The sequence below is a fragment of the Umboniibacter marinipuniceus genome (assembly GCF_003688415.1).
GTDB lineage: Bacteria > Pseudomonadota > Gammaproteobacteria > Pseudomonadales > DSM-25080 > Umboniibacter > Umboniibacter marinipuniceus.
Genome location: NZ_REFJ01000005.1, coordinates 284,626 through 305,062, shown reverse-complemented (window position 1 = coordinate 305,062; position 20,437 = coordinate 284,626). Strand labels below are relative to the sequence as shown.

Below are 20,437 nucleotides of genomic sequence, written 5' to 3'. Positions count from 1 at the left end.
TACCTATTTCAATAATTCGTTACAAACAGCTTGGCCCATTTCTACCGTGCCAATCTGGGTACAGCCATCGGAATAGATGTCGGCGGTACGCAAACCTTGCTCCAACACCCGCTCTACCGCGGCCTCAATTTCTGCTGCCACCTGAGCTTGACCCAGTGAGTAGCGCAACATCATGGCGACCGAAAGAATCGTCGCTAATGGGTTCGCCAGATTTTGACCAGCAATATCTGGCGCAGAACCGTGGCACGGCTCGTACATGCCTCGCCCTTGCTCATCTAGAGAGGCGGAGGGCAACATCCCGATAGAACCAGTAAGCATGGCTGCGGCATCCGATAAAATATCGCCAAACATATTCCCAGTCACCATCACATCAAATTGCTTGGGCGCCTTAACTAACTGCATCGCCGCGTTATCAACATACATGTGCGAGAGCTCGACATCTGGATACTGAGGCGCAATTTCATTCAATACTTCACGCCACAACACCGTTACTTCCAAGACGTTAGCCTTATCTACTGAGCATAATTTCTTGTTACGCTTCTGAGCTAAGCCAAACGCGAGGTGCGCAATCCGGCGGATTTCCGACTCACGATACACATAGGTATTAAAACCCTCTCGCTCACCATTTTCGAGTTCGCGAACACCACGCGGCTGACCAAAATAGATCCCGCCAGTGAGCTCACGAACAATTAACAAGTCTAACCCTGAAACAATCTCGGGCTTCAGCGATGAAGCATCGGCAAGCTGCGGGTAGAGTAGCGCTGGCCTAAGGTTGCCAAACAATTCGAGCTGCGAGCGAATACCCAACAAACCCTTTTCTGGTCGTTGCGCCATTGGCAGGTGGTCCCACTGAGGTCCACCCACCGCGCCCAATAAAATGGCATCACTGGCCTTAGCAGCTTCTAGCGTCGCCTCTGGAAGTGGCTCGCCGGTGGCCTCAATGGCCGCACCGCCTAATAAACCGTCGACTAACTGGATATCCAGATTGTGTTTTTCGATAACTAATTCAAATACTGCACGGGCGGCGCCCATTATCTCAGGGCCAATTCCGTCACCTGGGAGAACTAAAACTTGCTGACTCATAAAACTCTCTTAATCTATCGCAACCCAGGGGTAACGCTGTAAATGTTGCGCTTCGAAGGCGCTAATTGCCGCTCGGTCCTCGAGGGTCAAACCAATATCATCAAGGCCGTTTAGTAGGCAGTGCTGACGAAAGTCATCAATCTCAAACGCAAACGTGTCGCCGTCACTGGTGCTGACGGTCTTAGCACTTAAATCTACATCAAGCTGAAAGCCTTCAGTAGCAGCCAACTTGTCAAACAACTCATCCACCACCGCTGCTGGCAATACAATTGCTAACAGACCGTTCTTGAAGCAGTTATTATAGAAGATATCGGCGAAGCTGGGCGCAATCACGACACGGAACCCGTAGTCCTCTAGCGCCCAAGGCGCGTGTTCTCTCGATGAGCCACAACCAAAGTTTTCGCGCGCCAATAGAACTTGAGCACCTTGATAGCGGGGGTAATTAAGTGGAAAATCTGGATTGAGAGGTCTGCCGCTGCAGTCTTGATCAGGCTGTCCTTCATCAAGATAACGAAGTTCATCAAACAGATTTTTACCAAAGCCAGTTCGCTTAATGGATTTCAAGAACTGCTTTGGAATAATCATATCGGTATCAACATTGGCACGATCCATGGGTGCAACCAATGCTTTCAAACGAGTAAATGCCTTCATGCTGACACCTCCTCTTTTATTAATTCACGAACATCAACGAAATGCCCCGCAATGGCGGCCGCGGCTGCCATTGCGGGAGAGACGAGGTGAGTGCGTCCACCCCAGCCCTGACGGCCTTCGAAATTGCGATTCGAGGTGGAAGCACAATGCTCACCTGCACCCAATTTGTCGGCATTCATCGCAAGACACATAGAACAACCTGGCTCACGCCACTGCAGTCCCGCCGCACTGAAAATTTTATCTAATCCTTCGGCTTCAGCCTGAGCCTTAACCTGCTGCGACCCCGGTACCACAAGTGCCTCTTTAACCGAACTAGCCACCTGATGACCCGCAACAACTTTCGCTGCCTCCCTCAAGTCTTCAATGCGTGAATTGGTACAGGAGCCAATAAAGACCTTATCAACGGAGATAGAGGTAATGGCTTGATTAGCTTCTAGCCCCATGTAGGCCAATGCACGTTCAATAGACGAACGCTTCACCGGGTCTTTTTCAGCAGCGGGATCAGGTACCTTTTGATCCACAGCTAAGGTCATCTCAGGCGAAGTACCCCACGAAACTTGCGGTTTAATTTCCTCAACCTGCAACGAGACTTCATGATCAAAAACCGCATTTTCATCGCTATGAAGTGTTGACCAGTAGTTAACGGCCTGATCCCAAGCATCATCTTTAGGAGCGTACTCGCGTCCCTTCACGTAATCTAAAGTTACCGCATCAACAGCAACCAAGCCTGCTCGAGCTCCACCCTCAATCGCCATATTACACAGCGACATTCGCCCCTCCATAGATAGCTGCTCAATGGCTGTGCCAGCAAATTCAATAGCATAGCCATTACCACCTGCAGTACCGATCTTAGCAATGACCGCCAAGGCAATATCCTTACCCGTAATATAGGCAGGAAGGTCACCGTCAACGCGAACTCGCATATTCTTCATCTTGCGCTGGATCAAGCATTGAGTCGCCAAGACATGCTCAACTTCGGATGTGCCAATGCCGTGAGCCAACGCTCCCAGTGCGCCATGAGTTGAGGTGTGTGAATCACCACAAACAACCGTCATTCCAGGTAACGTGGCACCGGTCTCTGGACCAATTACATGAACAATACCCTGCTTTGCATCGTTGATTTTGAACTCGGTAATACCAAATTCATCACAATTGTCATCCAGTGTTTGCACCTGAATCTTTGACACTGGGTCTTGAATTCCGGCTACACCAAGTTGACGCTCCGCCGTCGTAGTGGGTACGTTGTGATCGGGTGTCGCCACGTTGGCTGATACGCGCCACGGCTTTCGACCAGCTAAACGAAGACCCTCAAAAGCCTGAGGTGAAGTAACCTCATGGAGAAGATGGCGATCAATGTAGATCAATGCTGTGCCATCTGCGCGCTCTTGAACTAAGTGCGCCTCCCACAATTTGTCGTACAAGGTAGATCCCGCCACCTGTCTCTCCTAAATCTAATAATTGTTGTGTGATTGGAGTGTACGCACCACATGAAATAAAATAAATTCATCTTATGTATCAGTTCGATTACAATAAGTAATCTCTTTTTCACCAAGTTCGAGAAATGTTATGGACACGCAGAGTTTAAAAGCTTTTTTATGGGTTGCAGAAACGGGTTCGTTCTCCGAGGCAGCGGAGTCGCTCCACCTAACACAGCCAGCAGTATCAAAACGAATCGCCTCACTGGAAGACCAGCTAAACGTCCGTTTATTTGATCGTATTAATCGCCGTGTCAGCCTCACTGAAAGTGGCCGCGTACTGCTACCTCGCGCTCAGCACATCCTCAAGGAAGTGATGGACGCACGCCGCGTATTACGTGATATGACCGGTGAAATCGAAGGCCCACTAAAAATGGCCACCAGCCACCACGTTGGCCTTCATCGTTTACCGCCGGTGCTCAAGGACTTCGCTAAAAGCTACCCAAAAGTATCACCTGACATGGCTTTCATGGATTCAGAAAAAGCCTACGAAGAAGTACTCGCGGGGCGCCAAGAGTTAGCGGTTGTGACGTTAGCTCCAACGAATAACTCCAACTTAAATACCCACCCTATTTGGCGTGATGACTTGGTATTCGTAGTGGGCAAAGAACATGTACTAGCTGAAGTTGGCGAACTAAACATTGAATCTATGTCAAAGTGGCCAGCCATTTTGCCTGGAGATGTGACCTATACCGGCCGAATCGTCAAGCACCTCTTCGAATCTCGCGAGGTCCCGTTACACGTCGCCATGTCTACCAACTACCTCGAGACCATTAAGATGTTGGTCAATGTTGGGATGGGCTGGAGCGTTCTTCCTCGCTGCATGAGTGAGGACTTAGTGCAATTTGAACTCACGGACGTAGAGATTTCGCGCAACCTCGGAGTTATCTGGCATAAAGCGCGCACCCTTTCGAATGCCGCGAAGGCCTTTATTGGTAGCCTGAGCGAACATCGCGATGACGGCATTGCCGATATTCCTGCCATTGAGTAGTAAGTTAAGCATGTAGCTAATAGGCTAAAACCGCAGCTAAGCGGCATATCCTACCAATGAAAAAGGCCGCTCACTGAGCGGCCTTTTTTACATGGCTGTAGCACTCATATTAACAGGTGAAGATGGGCGCCAAAACTAAGTTAGCGCAACCAAACCGCCAGCGTGTTTACTCTGCTAATACCATTGGGTTAGCTTTAATTTCCTCGGCACGGTCGAAGGCAACTAACGCGGCTCGCTGATTACCCGCACGATCAAATGCTGTGGCCGCTTGGTAGTGCTCAGCCACAGCATCAATTGCTGCTCTGCGTTGCTCATTCGGTGTTAGACCTGACTGTCGAAATAGACCCTCGCTACGCCGAGCCACCTGTTGCCATACTTCAGCCGAGGGCTCATACTGCGCGATCATTGCAAGCAATTGCGCTTTCACTTGCAGCTGTTCAATCTCCATAGAACTCAAGACATTGATCAGTGCGAACGCCTCAGCCCCGGGGTTATTAACCGCTTCGCGCAGTCGACGCAACTCGGCGATTCGCGCATCAACATTGGGAAGTAGCTCCGCAACACGATCCTCATCTACCGGATCCTCATCCAGCTTTGCTTCCCCTCGGAGTGAATTACTGGTCAACCACCATTCGTTACGCAACTGATCTCGCCAAGCAACCGCACTGACGATGGCTTGACTCCAACTTGCCTCCTGTAATTTACCAATAGTCCAGTCCCGTGAACTAGCCATCTGAAAGTTCAGCGCATCGAGCTGACTATTTGCTTCATCCATCCAGTTATCCAGCGGATCTTCATCCAGCAAAAACGTCGGCGTTCGCTCGGCCGAGACAGTCTGAAGCGTTAACGGCCAGGCACTGGCCCCAGCGATGGTACAAGCCGAAACTCGCTCGCCACCACTAGCATTGCAACGCGCCTTAATATTCCGCTCTCTCGTTTCGCAACTGTTCCGCCAAGTACCTTGGTTGATAGCAGCGCAGTCACATTGAATAAGCGCGCATTGATTAACGGCCTGAGCACTGGATTCAACAGCACTCAACGCCATCACCGCGATGATAAATATTCGGTAGAACATACATGCCCCGTATTATTGTTATTTAGGAGTCAGAGTAGTTTTAGTGTCGCTGATTTTTAACCGAGTCGCAAGGCTGCACCGACGAGACCTAACTAACGGTCCGCTTTTGGGGCATAAATGCCCACCAGAGTACCAACGCAAGCGCTGAGGAAGAGGCTGCAAAAAGGAAACTTCCCAACGGGGAATAGAGCCAAATTTCACCGCCGATAAAGGCCCCAGACGCCCCACCCAAACCAAAACAAATAGCGGCATAGAAAGCCTGTGCTTGGTCCGCGGCGTTGGCGGGTATTGCCCTAGCCAACCAGATCATGCAAGCACCATGGTGTGCCGCATAAGTGAACGCATGCAAAACTTGGGTAAATGCCACCCATGCTGGGTCGGCAACGAATAGCGCTAGAACGACCCACCTCACTGAGGAGAGTAACAGACAGAGTGGTAATGCCGCTTCAATTGACCAGCGGTGGAATAACCGCGTCATCATCCAAAACATCAACACCTCGGCAACCACCGCCAAGGTCCAGAGATAGGAAATACTTGATCGCGAAAAAGTATGTGTTTCTAAAAATAACGAGAACAGGGCGTAGTAAACGCCATGTGATACTTGGAGTAAGAAGGCGGTGGCAAAAAAGACCAGTACTGGGCGTTGCTTTAGGTAGTGAACAAATCCTTCACCGTGACGTTTTTCAACCGTTCGCGCGGGCTCGGGAACCGAACTGAGCCCCACCCCTAACAAGACTAAGGTCGTGAGCAAAATCACCGGCACCCAGCTACTTGATCCCGTTGCCAACAACTCGCCTAAACCCATCACTAGCGCGATAAAGCTCAGTGATCCCCATATACGAATTCGTCCATAGCGAGCGGGGTCTTCGGTAAACCATTCCAGCGTTAACGCTTCAAGAATGGGTAGAATTGCGTTCCAAAAGAAGCTATACAACGCCACGCTGATAACGATTACCGTTAGATTAGTACTCATTACCAACGGAAGCGCCGACACGACACTCAGCCATGCCAGCCAACGCATCACTAGCACTCGTGAGCCCGTTCGCTCGGCAAAGTAAGCCGCGCAATAAGGACCCAGAATTCGCGCTAAGAACGAGATGCCAAACACCACACCAATGATACGACCATCGAAGCCGATATCAGCTAGATAGAGCCCCCAATAAGGAACCCAAACGCCCAGTAACGCGAAGTAGAAACTATAAACACCTGAAAGGCGCTTTACTGGGGCTTGACGAGTCATCAGCTTAGATTTTCGGCGTTATGGTGCTAACGCCCTGATTTTGAGCTCGATGACGCAAAACATGATCCAATAGAGTAATCGCCATCATTGCCTCTGCAATGGGTACCGCTCGGATTCCCACGCATGGGTCATGCCTACCTTTAGTGATAAGTTCGGTGCTATTGCCTTCAATATCGATCGTCTCGCCCGATACCGTGATACTCGAAGTGGGCTTCATCGCAATGCTGGCAACGATATCCTGCCCGGTAGAAATACCACCTAAGACGCCGCCAGCGTGGTTGGATTTAAAGCCCCCGGGAGTCATCTCGTCGCGATGCTCCGAACCGCGTTGCGTGATACAGTCAAAGCCCGCACCAATTTCCACGCCTTTCACCGCATTAATACTCATCAGGCTATGCGCCAATTCAGCATCTAAACGATCGAAAACCGGCTCACCCAAGCCAACTTCAACGCCACTGGCTACCACAGTTACCTTGGCACCAACGGAGTCGCCGTCACGGCGTAACTGAACCATGTAGGCTTCTAACGCTTCAATTTTAGTTGGATCGGCACAGAAGAATGGATTCTCTTCTACGCCATCCCAGGCTACCAACGGGAGCGCTATGGGTCCCAACTGCGAGAGATACGCACGTACTTCAATCCCCAGCTGCTTTAGCACTTGCTTGGCGATTGTACCGGCAGCAACGCGCATAGCAGTCTCACGCGCTGACGACCGTCCACCGCCACGATAGTCACGGATGCCATACTTCTGCCAATAGGTGTAATCGGCATGTCCGGGGCGAAACTTATGCTTGATATCACCGTAGTCCTTAGAACGCTGATCGGTATTCTCGATCACCATACCAATAGACGTACCCGTGGTCTTCCCCTCGAAAACGCCCGATAGAATTCGCACTTCATCCGCTTCGCGACGCTGAGTAGTAAACTTAGACTGCCCCGGCTTGCGGCGATCGAGGTCGACTTGCAGAATAGCCTCGTTAAGCTCAATGCCTGGTGGACAACCATCAACCACACACCCCAAGGCCACACCGTGGCTCTCACCAAAGGTGCTCACCGAAAATAATTTGCCGATAGTATTGCCGGACATTGCCCTTCCTTAATCTTTAATGCTGTAAACCATGACGCGACCTAGGCGGCTAGCGCGAATTAAAACCATCATAACGAGGGTACTGCAAGGTGCCTAGTCGCGTGGGTTATCGTGTTGAAAAGGCGTCTTTATGTGCCAAGAGCTCACCAGCCGTCAGGAGAAAAACTCCGTGACCACCGCGTTCAAACTCCAACCAGGTAAAAGGTATCTCAGGGTATGCATCCTGAAGATGCACCCATGAATTACCTAATTCACAAATCAAGATACCATCTTCGCTCAGATGCTTGGGCGCCTCAATCAGTATCCGTCGGACCAAATCCAAGCCATCATTACCCGCTGCCAACGCGAGTTCAGGCTCATGATGATATTCTGCCGGCAGATCTGACATATCCTGCGCGTCCACATAGGGTGGATTGGAGACAATGATGTCGTAGCGACGCCCCGATAAACTGTCAAAGAGATCCGAGTTAACTGCCACCACTCGATGTCCCATCTGATGCCAAGCGATATTCTCAGCCGCCACCGCTAAGGCGTCAGTAGAAATATCTGCCAAATCTACCTCGGCATGCGGAAACGCATCCGCGCAGGCTAAGCCAATACAACCGCTACCTGTGCACAGGTCCAAGATTCGCTTTGGCTCCGATACCAACCAAGGTTGAAAGCCCGACTCAATCAATTCCGCAATGGGACTGCGAGGAATCAACACCCGCTCATCCACTTTAAAACGCATCCCGCAGAACCAGGCATAGCCTAACAAATAGGGCGTTGGCACTCGCTCTTCGGCACGACGTGATAGTAACTTCAACACCTGCTTACGCTCACTTGGCGCCAGCCGGGCATCTAACACCATTTGATCGCTCTCCGGCGGCAGGTTCAATGTATGCAGAACAATTTGCACTGCATCGTCCCAAGCATTATCGGTTCCGTGACCGAAATACAGCCCAGCGCGCTCGAAAGTACTTGCCCCCCAGCGAATATAGTCGCGAACGGTGATTAACTCCGTTGCTAAAGAATCAATTGAATCCTGCATTATTTCCCACTCAACTAGTTATTACCCTATAATACGAAGCATAGATCCTAAACCCAAGTTTTTACGTAAGGATCATGCGAGTTTTTATTCGTAAACCATAACTGACCAAAAAGAGACGACAAATGGAAAAGGCATTTGCCAGTATTATCGAAGCCATTGGTGAAGATTTAAATCGCCCTGGTCTACAAGACACTCCCAAACGCGCAGCAAAGGCGTTTGAATTTCTCAACCAAGGCTACACTCAAGATCTCGAGACAGTAATCAACGGCGCGCTATTTCCTAGTGACTCTCGTGAAATGGTCATCGTCAAAGACATCGAGCTATATTCGCTCTGCGAACACCACTTATTACCTTTCATCGGTAAGGCTCATATCGCCTATCTGCCTACAGGAAAAGTCCTTGGCCTGTCTAAGCTTGCGCGAATAGTGGATATGTTTGCCCGTCGGCTGCAAATTCAGGAGTCCTTGACCCACCAGATTGCTACCACCATTCAAGAAGTGACTGGTGCTGACGGCGTTGCCGTTGTTGTTGAAGCCAAACACATGTGTATGATGATGCGCGGTGTAGAAAAACAGAATTCATCCATGAAAACTTCGGCAATGCTAGGTAAATTCAAAGAGCGCTCGGAAACTCGCGCTGAATTCCTTTCCCTTATTGCCAACTAAGCCGTGCCCTCAGTCCAGTGATTGATAACTCGCAATCAATCGCTGGGCAATTTCGTCGGCTGCTGATTCCATGTGCAAGTGATGCTCACCCGCCATCGCAAAGCTCTCAACTCCTTTAAGCTCGCGTAATTTTGAACGCCAACGATTCATATCTGTTCGCTCACAGTCGGCGTAAAATAGCTGAATATCACATTCGATTGCTGCCATAGCCTGCTCCATCTGCGAGCGCATTAAGCGCACCGGGGAGGCAGCCATAAGTTGACGATCGGATGACCATTCAAAACCACGGTTGGTCTGGCGCGTCCCACGTTCTGTTAACACTCGTGCAGCACTTTCGCTTAATTTAAACAGCCCTCGCCGACGAGCAATTACCGCATGATCAAAACTGGGAAAGGCACGTTTTTCGCCCTCTTCGGCAAGCTGATCTGCCACCGACTCGCGTAATTGCGACACAAAATCGTTATCACCGGCAAGCATCGGCCACCCCCCATCTAACCAAGCTAGATGCGCTACGCGTTGAGGCGAAACCGCAGTAATCAGTGTTGCAATAGCCGCACCACGCGAGTGCGCAACCAGCGCAAACCGCTCCCATCCCATCTGATTCGCAACCGACAGTACATCACTGATGTCTGCCCAAATTGAATACCCCGCTGAGGCAGGCCGATGATCACTCTGGCCGTGACCCGCCAAATCAAGAGCAAGAACTGGGTGTGGCGCCAGTAGCGGCGCTAAACGGTGGAAACTGGCAGCATTATCAAGCCAACCATGGAGCGCAATAACGGGAAGGTGTTCGCCCTCATCGCTGGCTTGGCCAGGGTAATAGACACCAGCCAAGCTTAAATCGGCACAGCTAAACTGCTTTTCAAGCATGGTAAATCAATCTCAAACGAAGTGATTAAGTGCGATGAGATCCATACAGCCAGAAGCCATAACATCGCCCTCAAGAACTGCCAGCGAGGCAGGTGACATAGGGCAATCATAGGGTGATTGACCCGATAATTTTGCGACCAAAGCACTCACCAACGGCTGATGGCTCACTAGCAGTAGATCCTGAGTTTGCTCGGGCAGCAGATTAAGCAGACTCGCTAACGAGGCCTCGGGCGTGATTAACCGAGTAGTGTGGTAGCTCGCGTTAGTCCCCAGCAAGACTTTTGCCGTTTGCTGGGTACGCTGATAGGGACTGACCCAAGTTTCCAACTGAGAAAATTGCGGACGCCACTGCGCCACTAGCTGCTCAATTTGCGCCACGCCAAACTCCGTCAGCTGACGATCAAAATCCATACTGTCGTTGATCCAGCGTTCCGCGGTACCGTGACGCAATATATACAGCTTCACTCCGCGTCAGGCCAGTCCGAAAGAGGGAACGGTCGACGGTCAGAGCGGTAGACCAAGAAGTCATTAATTTGCAGCACCCAACGAGCTAACTGCGAACCCAGCGGCGTGAGTGACTCAATTGGCTCTTGACGAACCAGCGCCGCCAGAGCTTGAACAATGGCGACTACGCCGATTAGAAACTGGATAACGGGCACCACCAGCCAAAAAATGGCCATGAGTAGCAATCGCACCCAATGGGCGTCCTCAAAAAAACGGTATTTAGATTCTGGCTTCATATTCCCTTCACCTTATGTTCAACATCCGTGGCCTGTTGCGCTGTCATCAACGAAGTGATGATCTCGCTAATTTCAACGTGCTCGTAAATCAGTCGGTAAAGGCCGTCAACCAACGGCATTCTAACCCCTAATTCCTGAGCTTTGTCGTAGACGGTTTTCAGCGTTGCTACACCTTCGGCCGTTTGCCCAATTTCCGCAACAGCCTGCTCTAGCGTCTTGCCCTGCCCTAACGCCTGACCAACTCGATAATTTCGAGACAAGGGCGACGTACAGGTGACGAATAAGTCACCTACTCCCGCTAAACCCATAAAGGTCATTGGCTCTGCGCCCAACTCACTCGCCAAGCGGCACATTTCCGCTAGAGACCGTGTGATCAACATGCTGACAGTATTCTGTCCTAACTGCATACTGCCAGTAATTCCAGCAATAATGGCATAGATATTTTTCAACGCTCCCGCTAGTTCGGCCCCCTGTGGGTCATCACCAGCATATACTCGAAAAGTGGGTGACGCTAGCGCGGTTTGTGAGGCTTCCACAACCTCTGTCGAGGCACTGGCCACAAGCGTAGCGGTGTATTGATTATCGGCTATTTCCTTGGCGAGGTTCGGCCCCGACAACACCCCTACAGGGTTGTGTGGTAAATGCTCTTGAATCACTTCACTCATTAATCGGAAGCCGTCAGCGCGAATACCTTTCGCTGTTGATAGAATCAAAGTATTGCGCGAAATTCGCTGCTCAAGCTGACTGCACACCGTATCATAAGCCGATGAAGGCACCGCCATAATAATAAGCTCAGCATCTTCGATCGCTTCGTCGAAATTACTAGTAATGTTAAGTCGCTTATCAAGTATAAAGCCTGGAAAATACTCCGCGTTCTCACGGCTGTTCATCACCTCAGCGGCTCGCTGCTCATTGCGCATCCACAGCGCACAGCTGATCCCATTCCCGGCCACTAGATTCGCTAAAACCGTTCCGAAGCTTCCGCCACCAAGAACGGCAACTTTTGTTGTAGTGTTTGTCATAGTATCCCGCATACGCTCAGGTTGAGATTACCCTTGCTAAACTCCGTGTATCACAAGCATAGTCAATGCTCAGATGGTTATTTTTATTATTCTAAGAGAAAGAAAAACGTGCGAATAGCTTCCGCCATTCGCACGTCAGTTTAACAGATTCTGAGTTCCATGAGGTAGGTTCTAGATCAACAATACCTCATTCTCAATCCTTAGTTAGACAACTCAAGCAGCAATTTGTTAAGTCGAGCCACAAATGTTGCCGGATCTTCCAACTGATCACCCGCCGCTAGCTTCGCCTGCCCTAATAGCAAATGGCTAAGTTCAGCAAAGCGATCTTCGTCGGTCTCGGTATCCATTTTTGCCACCAAAGCGTGATCAACATTGAGCTCCAAGGTCGGTTTCGCCGACGGTACTTCCTGACCAGCTGCTTCCATGAGCTTACGCATCTGCAATCCCATTTCGTCTTCAGCAACTACTAGGCAAGCTGGGGACTCAACTAAGCGAGTTGTGGCACGAACCGCCTCTACCTCGTCAGCCAAGATAGCTTGAACGCGCTCGAGTAACGCCTTATTAGTTTCAGAAGCCTCTTCAGCCGCCTTCTTGTCTGACTCGTCTTCCAACTCGCCTAGATCGAGTGAGCCTTTGGCGACATCTTTGAAGCTCTTGCCGTCGAATTCATTCAGGTGAGCAATGAACCACTCATCCACACGATCCGTCAGCAACAGGACCTCAATCCCTTTACGACGGAACACTTCTAAATGCGGGCTGTGCTTCGCGGTATTGAAGTTCTCAGCACAGACAAAATAAATGTCCTTCTGCCCTGCTTTCATGCGCGAGACATAGTTCTCTAAACTTTGATCCTGAACGGAAGTTTCGCTCTGAGTTGTAGCAAAGCGAAGTAGTTTAGCAATCTTCTCTTTATTGTTGGCATCTTCCGCTGGGCCTTCTTTTAGCACGGAGCCAAACTCGTTCCAAATCTCCTGATAGACCTCAGGTTGTTTGTTTGCCAATTTGCTAAGCATATCCAAAGAGCGCTTAGTGAGCGCATTTTTCATTGAATCTACCGCAGGGTCCTGCTGAAGAATTTCACGCGAAACGTTCAAACTCAGGTCATTCGAATCCACTACACCCTTAATGAAACGTAAGTAGAGCGGCAGGAACTGTTCGGCATCATCCATAATGAAGGTACGCTGCACATAGAGCTTCAAACCACGGCTTGCTTCACGGTGGTACAGATCAAACGGTGCCTTCTTGGGCACAAATAGCAAACTGGTATACTCCAACTTGCCTTCAACACGATTATGACTCCAGCTAGCTGGGTCTTGGAAGTCATTGCTAATGTGCTTGTAGAAAGTTTGGTACTCTTCGTCGCTAACCTCTTGGCGAGAACGAGCCCAGAGTGCCGTTGCATCGTTTACTGCTTCATACTCTGGTGTCTCTGGCTTCTCTTCTTCGCCGTAATGGAGCTTCTCCATTTCAACCGGAATGGCAATATGATCAGAGTATTTTTTGATGATGCTTCGCAGACGGAAGTTGTCAGCAAATTCTTTCCCCTCTTCCTTGAGTGTTAGCACAATACGGGTACCGCGCTCTGCTTTCTCTAGGGTAGCAATATCAAAGTCGGCTTCGCCAGTCGAAGACCAATGCACGCCGTCAGCAGCTGCCGCACCCGCCTTGCGGGTAAAGACATCCACTTTGTCCGCCACAATAAACGCCGAGTAAAAACCTACACCAAACTGACCAATTAGCTGAGAATCCTTCTGCTGGTCGCCACTGAGGTTCTTAATGAACTCTGAAGTTCCCGAACGTGCAATGGTACCAAGATTCGCCATCGCTTCGTCTCGGGTCATCCCGATACCATTGTCATCAATGGTCAAGGTACCTGCATCGGCATCAAAGCTAATGCGAATACGTAAATTTGGGTCATTTTCGTAGAGAGAATCATTACTCAATGCTTCGAAGCGCAGCTTATCCGCTGCATCAGAGGCGTTTGAGATTAACTCGCGAAGGAAAATTTCTTTATTTGAATACAAAGAATGAATCATTAACTGAAGCAATTGCTTGGCTTCGGTCTGAAAACCATGTTTTTCGTTTGCGGTTTCTGCCGTCATGATGAACTCCTAAGTAGGCGGTTTTGTTATCTGTCTCAATAAATGGGGATGCGTCAGCCAGTTTTCAAGGTATGATAGGGCGAAAAAAATAATAGGCTTTAAAACTATGTGGCACGGCTTTATCAATCGGCAATCTGGACGCAGCGGTTCGCTCTCCAAGAGACTGTCCCGTGAATGTGCTAAGCATCCCAACATTGAATGGCACCAAACTCACTCTGAGCAGGAACAGCGGGAGCAATTACAGGCGCTCGTAGCCCGTGGTGAGCAATTCTTCTTGGTCGCTGGCGGCGACGGGACACTACACCGAGCTTTGAATGCCATGCAGCCAACGGAATCGAGGCCGCTCTGCCTAGCTCCAATCCCCAAAGGTTCAGGCAACGATTGGTGCCGCTCACTCAAAGCTCCGCTCAATTTTTCTGGCGCCCTGGGTCTAGCACTCAGTAATCCAACCCAAAGCATCGACTTCTTTAAAGTCACTACGGACCATTACACGGCGCTGGGACTAAATAGCGTGGGCTGTGGTTTTGACACTCAGGTCTTAAGCTATATGCAGGACAACCCACAGGGTCGTTTCAAATATTGGCGTTCACTGCTTGCCATGTTGAAGGAGCGAAAACCGGTAACCTTGTGTTTTGGTGATCATCAAGCGGACCGTATTTTACTATTAATTGGCAAGGGACGCTTTGCAGGGTCTGGCATGTGTCTCTTGCCACAGGCAAAGTTGAACAATCGCACCCTAAGTATTACCGAGGTTGCGCCACTGAATAATTCGGAACTCTATCGCGAGCTACCTCGGTTAAAAACCGGGGGGTTTATTAGCAACCCTAATGTACTGCACTACCAACAACCTGAACTGCACGTTGAGTTCGACCAACCCACGGCCCTACAGATTGACGGTGAACTCTATCCCCCCGCCAAGACACTGCGAGTTGAGGTGATCAGCGATGCATTGCGTGTCCCCATCTACAGATAGCCCCAAATCACTATGAGCCTGCTTTAGGGCTAGCCTATTTAATAGCTTTGAATAGCTGTGACTAGCTTTGACTAGCTTTGACTAGCTTTAACTAGCTTTAACTAGCTTTGACTAGCCACTTAGTGGCGAAACGGCTGACACAGGCTTGATCAAGAAATGCGCCCGAGCATTAGCAATCGGCGTATCTTCGGAAGTTTGCCAAGCGCTGATAGAAACGTTGACCACATTTCTTCCGCGGCGAACTACCTCGGCTCGGGCGAAGGTGTCCTGGTCACGACCGGCACGGATATAGTCAATGGAGAAATCTACCACCTTGGGTAAAGTGGTAACTTTCGTTTCGTAGAGCACTTCCAACATAGCCACCACTTCCATGAAGCCGCCAATTACCCCACCGTGAATTGCAGGCAGGCTTGGATTGCCAATGTTGTCTGGGTTTCGAGGCAACTTAAAAATCAATTCGCTGCCCAGCTGCATACCCTCTACCCCAATGAGTTCAGCATAGGGAATCGCCGCCACTAGGCTATCAATGGAACCGTACTCCTGCGCTTCCACCAAGGCAGATAAACTTGTTCCCATTAGACTTCCTCCACTTCAAATTGGCGAAGCCACTCTTCTAGGCCAGCGCTCGCCGTTTTATCTAACTGCATGAAAGTGGCCGTACAATGCGCAATCGGCTCATCCTCTTCACCCTCGTGAAAAGCAATACCACGGGTAAAGATCACGTTAGTTGTCTTTCGATAGACTTCAGCAAAACCAAACACCGTCTTTCTGGGTTCAGCTGGGCGCATATAATCAATACGAAGGTCTAGCGTAGGAGCAAGCCCCCAAGGGTCTAAGGCTGACGCTGAGGCAAAGCCACAGGTGGTATCCAACAGCGTAGTAAGTGCTCCGCCGTGGATAATCTCTCGGTCTCGATCACCTAACATGTCTTCCTTCCAGGGCATTGCCAACTTAAGCTTACCGGCAGACGCTTCTACAGTGCTTATTCCCAGTACTTCACAGTGGCGTATCGTGGGGATTACCGCCTTCATCAGTTGCGTATAGTTGATCTTCATGGCTACCAGTCTTTAATTATTAGCGTCTGCCTAGTGTAGCGTAAATCATGCACCAAACTGTAACTTAGGTGATCAAATAGCTGTCTAGACACGCCAACTTTCGTGCCTCACTGGGCAGCGAAAAGACACGCCACGCTGGCCTTAACGCACGTTATGCTTGTAGGTATCTAGTTGCGAATGATGGTTAAGAGGCGAAGCAAGCGCATTTACAAAGCCGTCGCTAAGACTTATAAAGGGAACTGAAGTATAATAATGGAGTGGCCAACGCCGTGAAGACAATTGATCAACAACTGATTAGCTATGCCAGCTATCACCGCAATTTCAAAAATATTCTCACTCACTTTGTTGGGGTACCGCTAATTTATCTTTCAGTGGTGAGCCTGTTATCACGCCCAGTGATTAGCTTAGCCAGTGACGCGGTAACGCTGAGCTTTACGCCCGCTTATATTCTGGCCGCTATCCTCTGCTTCTATTACCTGCGCCTTCACCGCGGCCTAGGCATCTTAATGCTACTCTTTAACGCTGGATGTTTCGCCATTGCCGGACTTTTCGCGGCTTACAGCACTAGTCTTTGGCTAACCGTCAGCATAGGACTGTTTGTGGTTGGGTGGATTATTCAATTCATAGGGCATTACTTTGAAGGTAAAAAGCCGGCCTTTGTGGACGACATCATGGGCTTGGCCATTGGTCCGTTATTTGTGGTTGCCGAATGGGCCTTCATGCTGGGCGCCTTTAAATCGCTTAATGCGAAGATCGAAGCGCATTTTACTGCTCTACAAACCAGTCCTAGCGAAGACTAAGACGTTCGAAAACTTCTCCGCTCGGTTAAAGCCGCACCTAGGACGCCTAGCGCCCTAGGTGATGTCTACCGACTTCTTGCTAAGCGAAAACCTACATCGGTAAACGTTGCATCGCGTTGATCACTATTACGATACGGAGCGGCCACTTGCTCTACCGAACCAGCCCAACCGCCGCCGCGCATAGAACGAACGCTACAGTCAGCTTTGCGAACCCATGCTGAGCCATCATTGGGGGCGCCGTTATAATCGTTGTAGAAACAATCTTCTACCCATTCGTTGACGTTACCCGCCATATCATACAAACCGAAATTATTAGCTCGGTAGCTTCCTACTTCCACGGGACCACTGCCGCCATTATAACAGGCACCATCTTCAACCTGCCCATAGCGAGCGTCATCACAGTAAAGGGTGTTTCCGGAACTGTATCGCGCCCCTGAGCCAGCTCTTGCCGCGTACTCCCATTCCGATTCGGAAGGCAGCCTATACGAAGATCCCGTTTCACGGTTTAGCCAACTGATAAAACGCTGCGCGTCATCCCAAGACACGCTGCGAACCGGCTCATCATCGGCAAACGATGATGAATTCGCCGGCGCGGTGCAGCCCCCGGCATTGACACATTCCCGGTATTGCTCCCAAGTAACTTCGGTCTTCTGCAGTTCAAAAGCGGGGACATTAACTCGGTGCACTGGCTTCTCATCGGTGTATACATCCCCACCCATATTAAAGCGCCCGGCAGGTATCGCCACCATCTGCGCATTGATTTGTGCAATCGGCGTTGCTCGCTCGAGGGTAATCTGCCAGTTTGACCCCTGGTTCAGGTCAATACTTCCCTCGTATCGCTGATAACCGCTGGCGATAACGCGCACTCGATGGGTGCCGCGGGGAAGTTGAACGCCTGGACGATAGGTCACGTTTGCTGGCAGATCCGGTAGAATGACTCGTGCGTTAGAGGGCGTTAGTGTAAGCGTCAAGGGAACGAGGTCCTGAGTTAAACTAAACTCGAACTGGCGATTATTTCGGTCAACGAAAATGCGCTCATCTACATTGGAATAGCCACTCGCACCGCGAATTTCAACGTGATGCTCTCCCTCGGCAAGGCTCGTCGTGGCACCATTAGCGACACTTGAACCATTAATCAAAATGCGATCGACGGCAGCGCTTGGCTTAACATTAACCGAAACTGAATGAAGTTGAACTTCCTCGCTACCGCCACCATGATCTAATATTGGATCCTCTTTCTTGGCGAAGGGGTTAATGATTACGATGGCTACCACTGCAACCGCCACCACGGCCAGAATGATCTGAACCACGCGCCCACCACTACTTATTGGCACCTTAGCGGATGAATGAGTAGAACCCTGTGATTGGGGGCCAGAGCCCACCTTAGACTGGGGTCCTGAGGTTGACGGGCCGCTTGGACGAGCCGGCTGAGGGGGGGGCGTCACGGGTGCTATTGGTTTCTGCGGCGATGGCGAATTAAGTGAGGCATTCATCACTTCGCGATAGGCACTCACATCGCGAATCCGATGCTTACGAATAACCGCCATGCCCTGCCACACTGCTAGAATAAAACCCGCGGGAAAATCGGGATAACTCGATGGATTTAACGCGGCAACCGGATCAGGATCACCATCATCCATTTCATCGCGGCGAGCCGTGGCTTCAATAGGTTTAACACCAGTTATACAGCGATAGAGTGTTGCGGAAAGGCTATAAATATCCGTCCAAGGACCCTGATTCTTGGTACTCTCTGAATATTGTTCAATTGGCGAATAGCCTGCTGAGATCACACCGGTGATAGATTGCGACGCCTCTGCAGCAACGCGTCGTGCCGCACCGAAGTCCAATAACATCGCGTTGCCATCGGAGCCAATGTAGACATTGCCGGGTTTAATATCGCGGTGTAATAGGCCAGCCTGATGTACCTTATCGAGCGCCGAGAGTAACTGATCTGTCCAGGCAATAAGTTGCGACGCTGCCACCTTACCACCACTCTTCTTCATATACTCTGTGAGTGTTTCGCCCTCAACAAACCCCATCACCATATAAGCGGTTTGGTTGGCTTTGACCAGACGTTTTACCGGTACGACTCCAGGATGTTGAAACTGCGCCAACACCCTAGCCTCTTCAACAAAGCTCGTTAAGCCCTTCTGATACGAGGATTCATCTTCACGACTTGCTGGCCGAATGGAAACACTGTCAGTATTCCGATTAGCTAAATGCTTAGGAAAATATTCCTTAAGTGCTACGTAGCATGCCAAAGTGCTATCCCACGCCTTGTAGGTAATGCCAAAGCCACCTTGGCCAAGAACCGCTTGAATCTCATATTCGCCTAATCGAGTACCAAGAGGCAGGTGGGTTGATTGCTGTGCTCTACTCATAGGACTTCCATTGATACTGTGGATGAACGCAATAGCTGGCGCTCAAATTTCTTCTTCAATTCAGTTTCACCCTGTTCGTCTCGCAGATTTTGACACTCACCATGACGATCTTCTAACCTCACACGGTATTTGCCTGGGCGAATTGGCAATGTGACGATCTGTTCAGTGCCGTCATCTATAGAGCTTAGTACTATTCGAATACCCTCGTCCTCAGCCTCATATACCGCTTCAAGCATACAGCTAGTCTGCGCCGCCTCATCCGCTTGCTCAGCACTGGCAACATCAGCGCTATCGTCGCCGCTTCCTCCCCAGACTACCAACAGCACAATCAACAGAACGAGGGCCAAAGCAATAAAGCGATCTCGGCGCCTGTTGATTGCTCCGCTGGAAAAATCCGCACGCTTAGGGTTATCTGGCTGTTTGGCGCTCGCTGTGGGGGTTGAGTTCACTTCATCTGTCATTAGAGGTCTCGTTGTCGTATTATTTTCAAAGGAAATTACGGTGGTATTATCTGCCTTCGGCGCACGCCGTTCACAGGCTAGATCAACCAAGCAATCAAGGCGTTGTTGCGATGGATCAATTGCGAAGCCCTGTAACTCTTCATCGCTGACACCTTCCCAAAAACCATCGCTCGCGACGAGCACCACATCCGTGGCAGTTAGCTCCCTATGCGAAACTCTGGGTTTTACGGTCTTGTTAGGACCAATACTCTGATACAACTTACCCTGTTCAGGGTGGGCAGCCATCTCCGCTTCACTAATCTCTCCGTCATCAACCAGCATCTGAACCACGGAATGATCTCGACTTCGCCAGAGGCTATGCTCGCCACAGACATAAACTCGCGAGTCCCCTACCGTAAGGGTATAAAGCTGATCCGCGCGAATAATAGCAATTGCCACCGTTGTGTGGGCATCAGTAGCCTGTTCCTGACTCGCTAAATCAGCTTGAAAGCTTCTAACAATTGGTTCAAACCAAGCCCGCAGTTTAATTTTTGCCTCCAGCGGGCTCAACTCGGGGAGTTCGGTGGACGCTGCAGTCACGAGCTCGACAATCAGTTTTGCCGCCACATCACCCGCGTCGTGACCTCCAAGTCCATCGGCTACTACTAGCAGCTGATACTGGTCCGTCTGGATGGTCGTGAAGCAATCTTCCTGGTAAGGCCGATCTCCCTGACGTTGCGCATGGTAAGTAGTCATC

General features: G+C 50.2%; 20 protein-coding genes. 4 read left to right on the top strand and 16 right to left on the bottom strand.

Going from position 1 to position 20,437, the window contains the following annotated elements; genetic code table 11:
* Nucleotides 1-3: 3 nt before the first annotated feature.
* From leuB to leuC, 3 genes are read right to left on the bottom strand one after another with little or no spacing between them, the layout of a single operon-like run.
* A complete protein-coding gene (leuB, locus tag DFR27_RS11335; RefSeq protein ID WP_121877577.1) occupies nt 4-1,083 on the bottom strand; it encodes a 3-isopropylmalate dehydrogenase in 1,080 nt (359 codons plus the stop codon).
* A 9-nt stretch (nt 1,084-1,092) separates the two neighbouring features.
* Nucleotides 1,093-1,734: a 3-isopropylmalate dehydratase small subunit gene (gene leuD / locus DFR27_RS11330; RefSeq protein WP_121877576.1), complete on the bottom strand. Its 642-nt coding sequence runs from the start codon at nt 1,732-1,734 to the stop codon at nt 1,093-1,095.
* On the bottom strand, nt 1,731-3,170 hold the full coding sequence (leuC, locus tag DFR27_RS11325) for a 3-isopropylmalate dehydratase large subunit (protein WP_121877575.1): 1,440 nt from the start codon (nt 3,168-3,170) through the stop codon (nt 1,731-1,733). The genes leuD and leuC overlap by 4 nt, the downstream gene beginning before the upstream one ends.
* Before the next feature lie 130 nt (nt 3,171-3,300).
* Here leuC and DFR27_RS11320 point away from each other — a divergent pair, with 130 nt between their 5' ends.
* A complete protein-coding gene (locus tag DFR27_RS11320) occupies nt 3,301-4,200 on the top strand; it encodes a LysR family transcriptional regulator (protein WP_121877574.1) in 900 nt (299 codons plus the stop codon).
* A 166-nt stretch (nt 4,201-4,366) separates the two neighbouring features.
* On the opposite strand, the gene DFR27_RS11315 is transcribed toward DFR27_RS11320, so the two are convergent.
* From DFR27_RS11315 to prmB, 4 genes are all read right to left on the bottom strand, one after another.
* Nucleotides 4,367-5,275 (bottom strand): hypothetical protein, encoded by a 909-nt coding sequence (locus DFR27_RS11315; RefSeq protein WP_121877573.1) that lies wholly within the window; start codon nt 5,273-5,275, stop codon nt 4,367-4,369.
* An 88-nt stretch (nt 5,276-5,363) separates the two neighbouring features.
* A complete protein-coding gene (locus DFR27_RS11310) occupies nt 5,364-6,515 on the bottom strand; it encodes an MFS transporter (RefSeq protein ID WP_121877572.1) in 1,152 nt (383 codons plus the stop codon).
* Between the two features lie 4 nt (nt 6,516-6,519).
* Nucleotides 6,520-7,602 carry a chorismate synthase gene (gene aroC / locus DFR27_RS11305; RefSeq protein ID WP_121877571.1) on the bottom strand — a complete coding sequence of 361 codons (1,083 nt, stop codon included), beginning with the start codon at nt 7,600-7,602 and terminating at the stop codon, nt 6,520-6,522.
* A gap of 106 nt (nt 7,603-7,708) precedes the next feature.
* Entirely contained in the window at nt 7,709-8,632 is a 924-nt protein-coding gene (prmB, locus tag DFR27_RS11300; RefSeq protein WP_121877570.1) for a 50S ribosomal protein L3 N(5)-glutamine methyltransferase, read from the bottom strand.
* A gap of 122 nt (nt 8,633-8,754) precedes the next feature.
* Here prmB and folE point away from each other — a divergent pair, with 122 nt between their 5' ends.
* Entirely contained in the window at nt 8,755-9,297 is a 543-nt protein-coding gene (gene folE, locus DFR27_RS11295; RefSeq protein WP_121877569.1) for a GTP cyclohydrolase I FolE, read from the top strand.
* Nucleotides 9,298-9,306: 9 nt separating this feature from the next.
* Here the strand turns inward: folE and DFR27_RS11290 are convergent, their stop codons facing one another.
* The 5 genes from DFR27_RS11290 to htpG form a co-directional block, all read right to left on the bottom strand.
* Nucleotides 9,307-10,167, bottom strand: coding sequence for an alpha/beta fold hydrolase (locus DFR27_RS11290; RefSeq protein ID WP_121877568.1), 861 nt, complete (start codon nt 10,165-10,167; stop codon nt 9,307-9,309).
* Nucleotides 10,168-10,179: 12 nt separating this feature from the next.
* Entirely contained in the window at nt 10,180-10,632 is a 453-nt protein-coding gene (locus DFR27_RS11285; RefSeq protein WP_121877567.1) for a SixA phosphatase family protein, read from the bottom strand.
* Nucleotides 10,629-10,907 (bottom strand): DUF4389 domain-containing protein, encoded by a 279-nt coding sequence (locus DFR27_RS11280; RefSeq protein ID WP_121877566.1) that lies wholly within the window; start codon nt 10,905-10,907, stop codon nt 10,629-10,631. Before DFR27_RS11280 ends, DFR27_RS11285 begins: the two co-directional genes overlap by 4 nt.
* Nucleotides 10,904-11,929: an NAD(P)H-dependent glycerol-3-phosphate dehydrogenase gene (locus DFR27_RS11275; RefSeq protein ID WP_121877619.1), complete on the bottom strand. Its 1,026-nt coding sequence runs from the start codon at nt 11,927-11,929 to the stop codon at nt 10,904-10,906. Before DFR27_RS11275 ends, DFR27_RS11280 begins: the two co-directional genes overlap by 4 nt.
* Nucleotides 11,930-12,129: 200 nt before the next feature.
* The gene (htpG, locus tag DFR27_RS11270) at nt 12,130-14,031 is read right to left on the bottom strand and encodes a molecular chaperone HtpG (RefSeq protein WP_121877565.1); all 1,902 of its coding nucleotides are present in this window, start codon (nt 14,029-14,031) and stop codon (nt 12,130-12,132) included.
* A gap of 106 nt (nt 14,032-14,137) precedes the next feature.
* On the opposite strand from htpG, the gene DFR27_RS11265 reads away from it, so the two are divergent.
* Entirely contained in the window at nt 14,138-15,004 is an 867-nt protein-coding gene (locus DFR27_RS11265; RefSeq protein ID WP_121877564.1) for a diacylglycerol/lipid kinase family protein, read from the top strand.
* 111 nt (nt 15,005-15,115) lie between these two features.
* Here the strand turns inward: DFR27_RS11265 and DFR27_RS11260 are convergent, their stop codons facing one another.
* Both DFR27_RS11260 and DFR27_RS11255 read right to left on the bottom strand, forming a co-directional pair.
* On the bottom strand, nt 15,116-15,580 hold the full coding sequence (locus DFR27_RS11260) for a PaaI family thioesterase (RefSeq protein ID WP_121877563.1): 465 nt from the start codon (nt 15,578-15,580) through the stop codon (nt 15,116-15,118).
* Nucleotides 15,580-16,059, bottom strand: a complete 480-nt coding sequence (locus tag DFR27_RS11255; protein WP_121877562.1) for a PaaI family thioesterase — start codon at nt 16,057-16,059, stop codon at nt 15,580-15,582. Before DFR27_RS11255 ends, DFR27_RS11260 begins: the two co-directional genes overlap by 1 nt.
* Nucleotides 16,060-16,328: 269 nt before the next feature.
* On the opposite strand from DFR27_RS11255, the gene DFR27_RS11250 reads away from it, so the two are divergent.
* A complete protein-coding gene (locus DFR27_RS11250) occupies nt 16,329-16,859 on the top strand; it encodes an Mpo1 family 2-hydroxy fatty acid dioxygenase (protein ID WP_121877561.1) in 531 nt (176 codons plus the stop codon).
* 65 nt (nt 16,860-16,924) lie between these two features.
* On the opposite strand, the gene DFR27_RS11245 is transcribed toward DFR27_RS11250, so the two are convergent.
* Both DFR27_RS11245 and DFR27_RS11240 read right to left on the bottom strand, forming a co-directional pair.
* Complete coding sequence (locus DFR27_RS11245; protein WP_121877560.1) at nt 16,925-19,240, bottom strand: bifunctional serine/threonine-protein kinase/formylglycine-generating enzyme family protein; 2,316 nt, start codon at nt 19,238-19,240, stop codon at nt 16,925-16,927.
* Complete coding sequence (locus tag DFR27_RS11240; protein WP_121877559.1) at nt 19,237-20,436, bottom strand: PP2C family protein-serine/threonine phosphatase; 1,200 nt, start codon at nt 20,434-20,436, stop codon at nt 19,237-19,239. The genes DFR27_RS11245 and DFR27_RS11240 overlap by 4 nt, the downstream gene beginning before the upstream one ends.
* Nucleotide 20,437 lies beyond the last annotated feature (1 nt).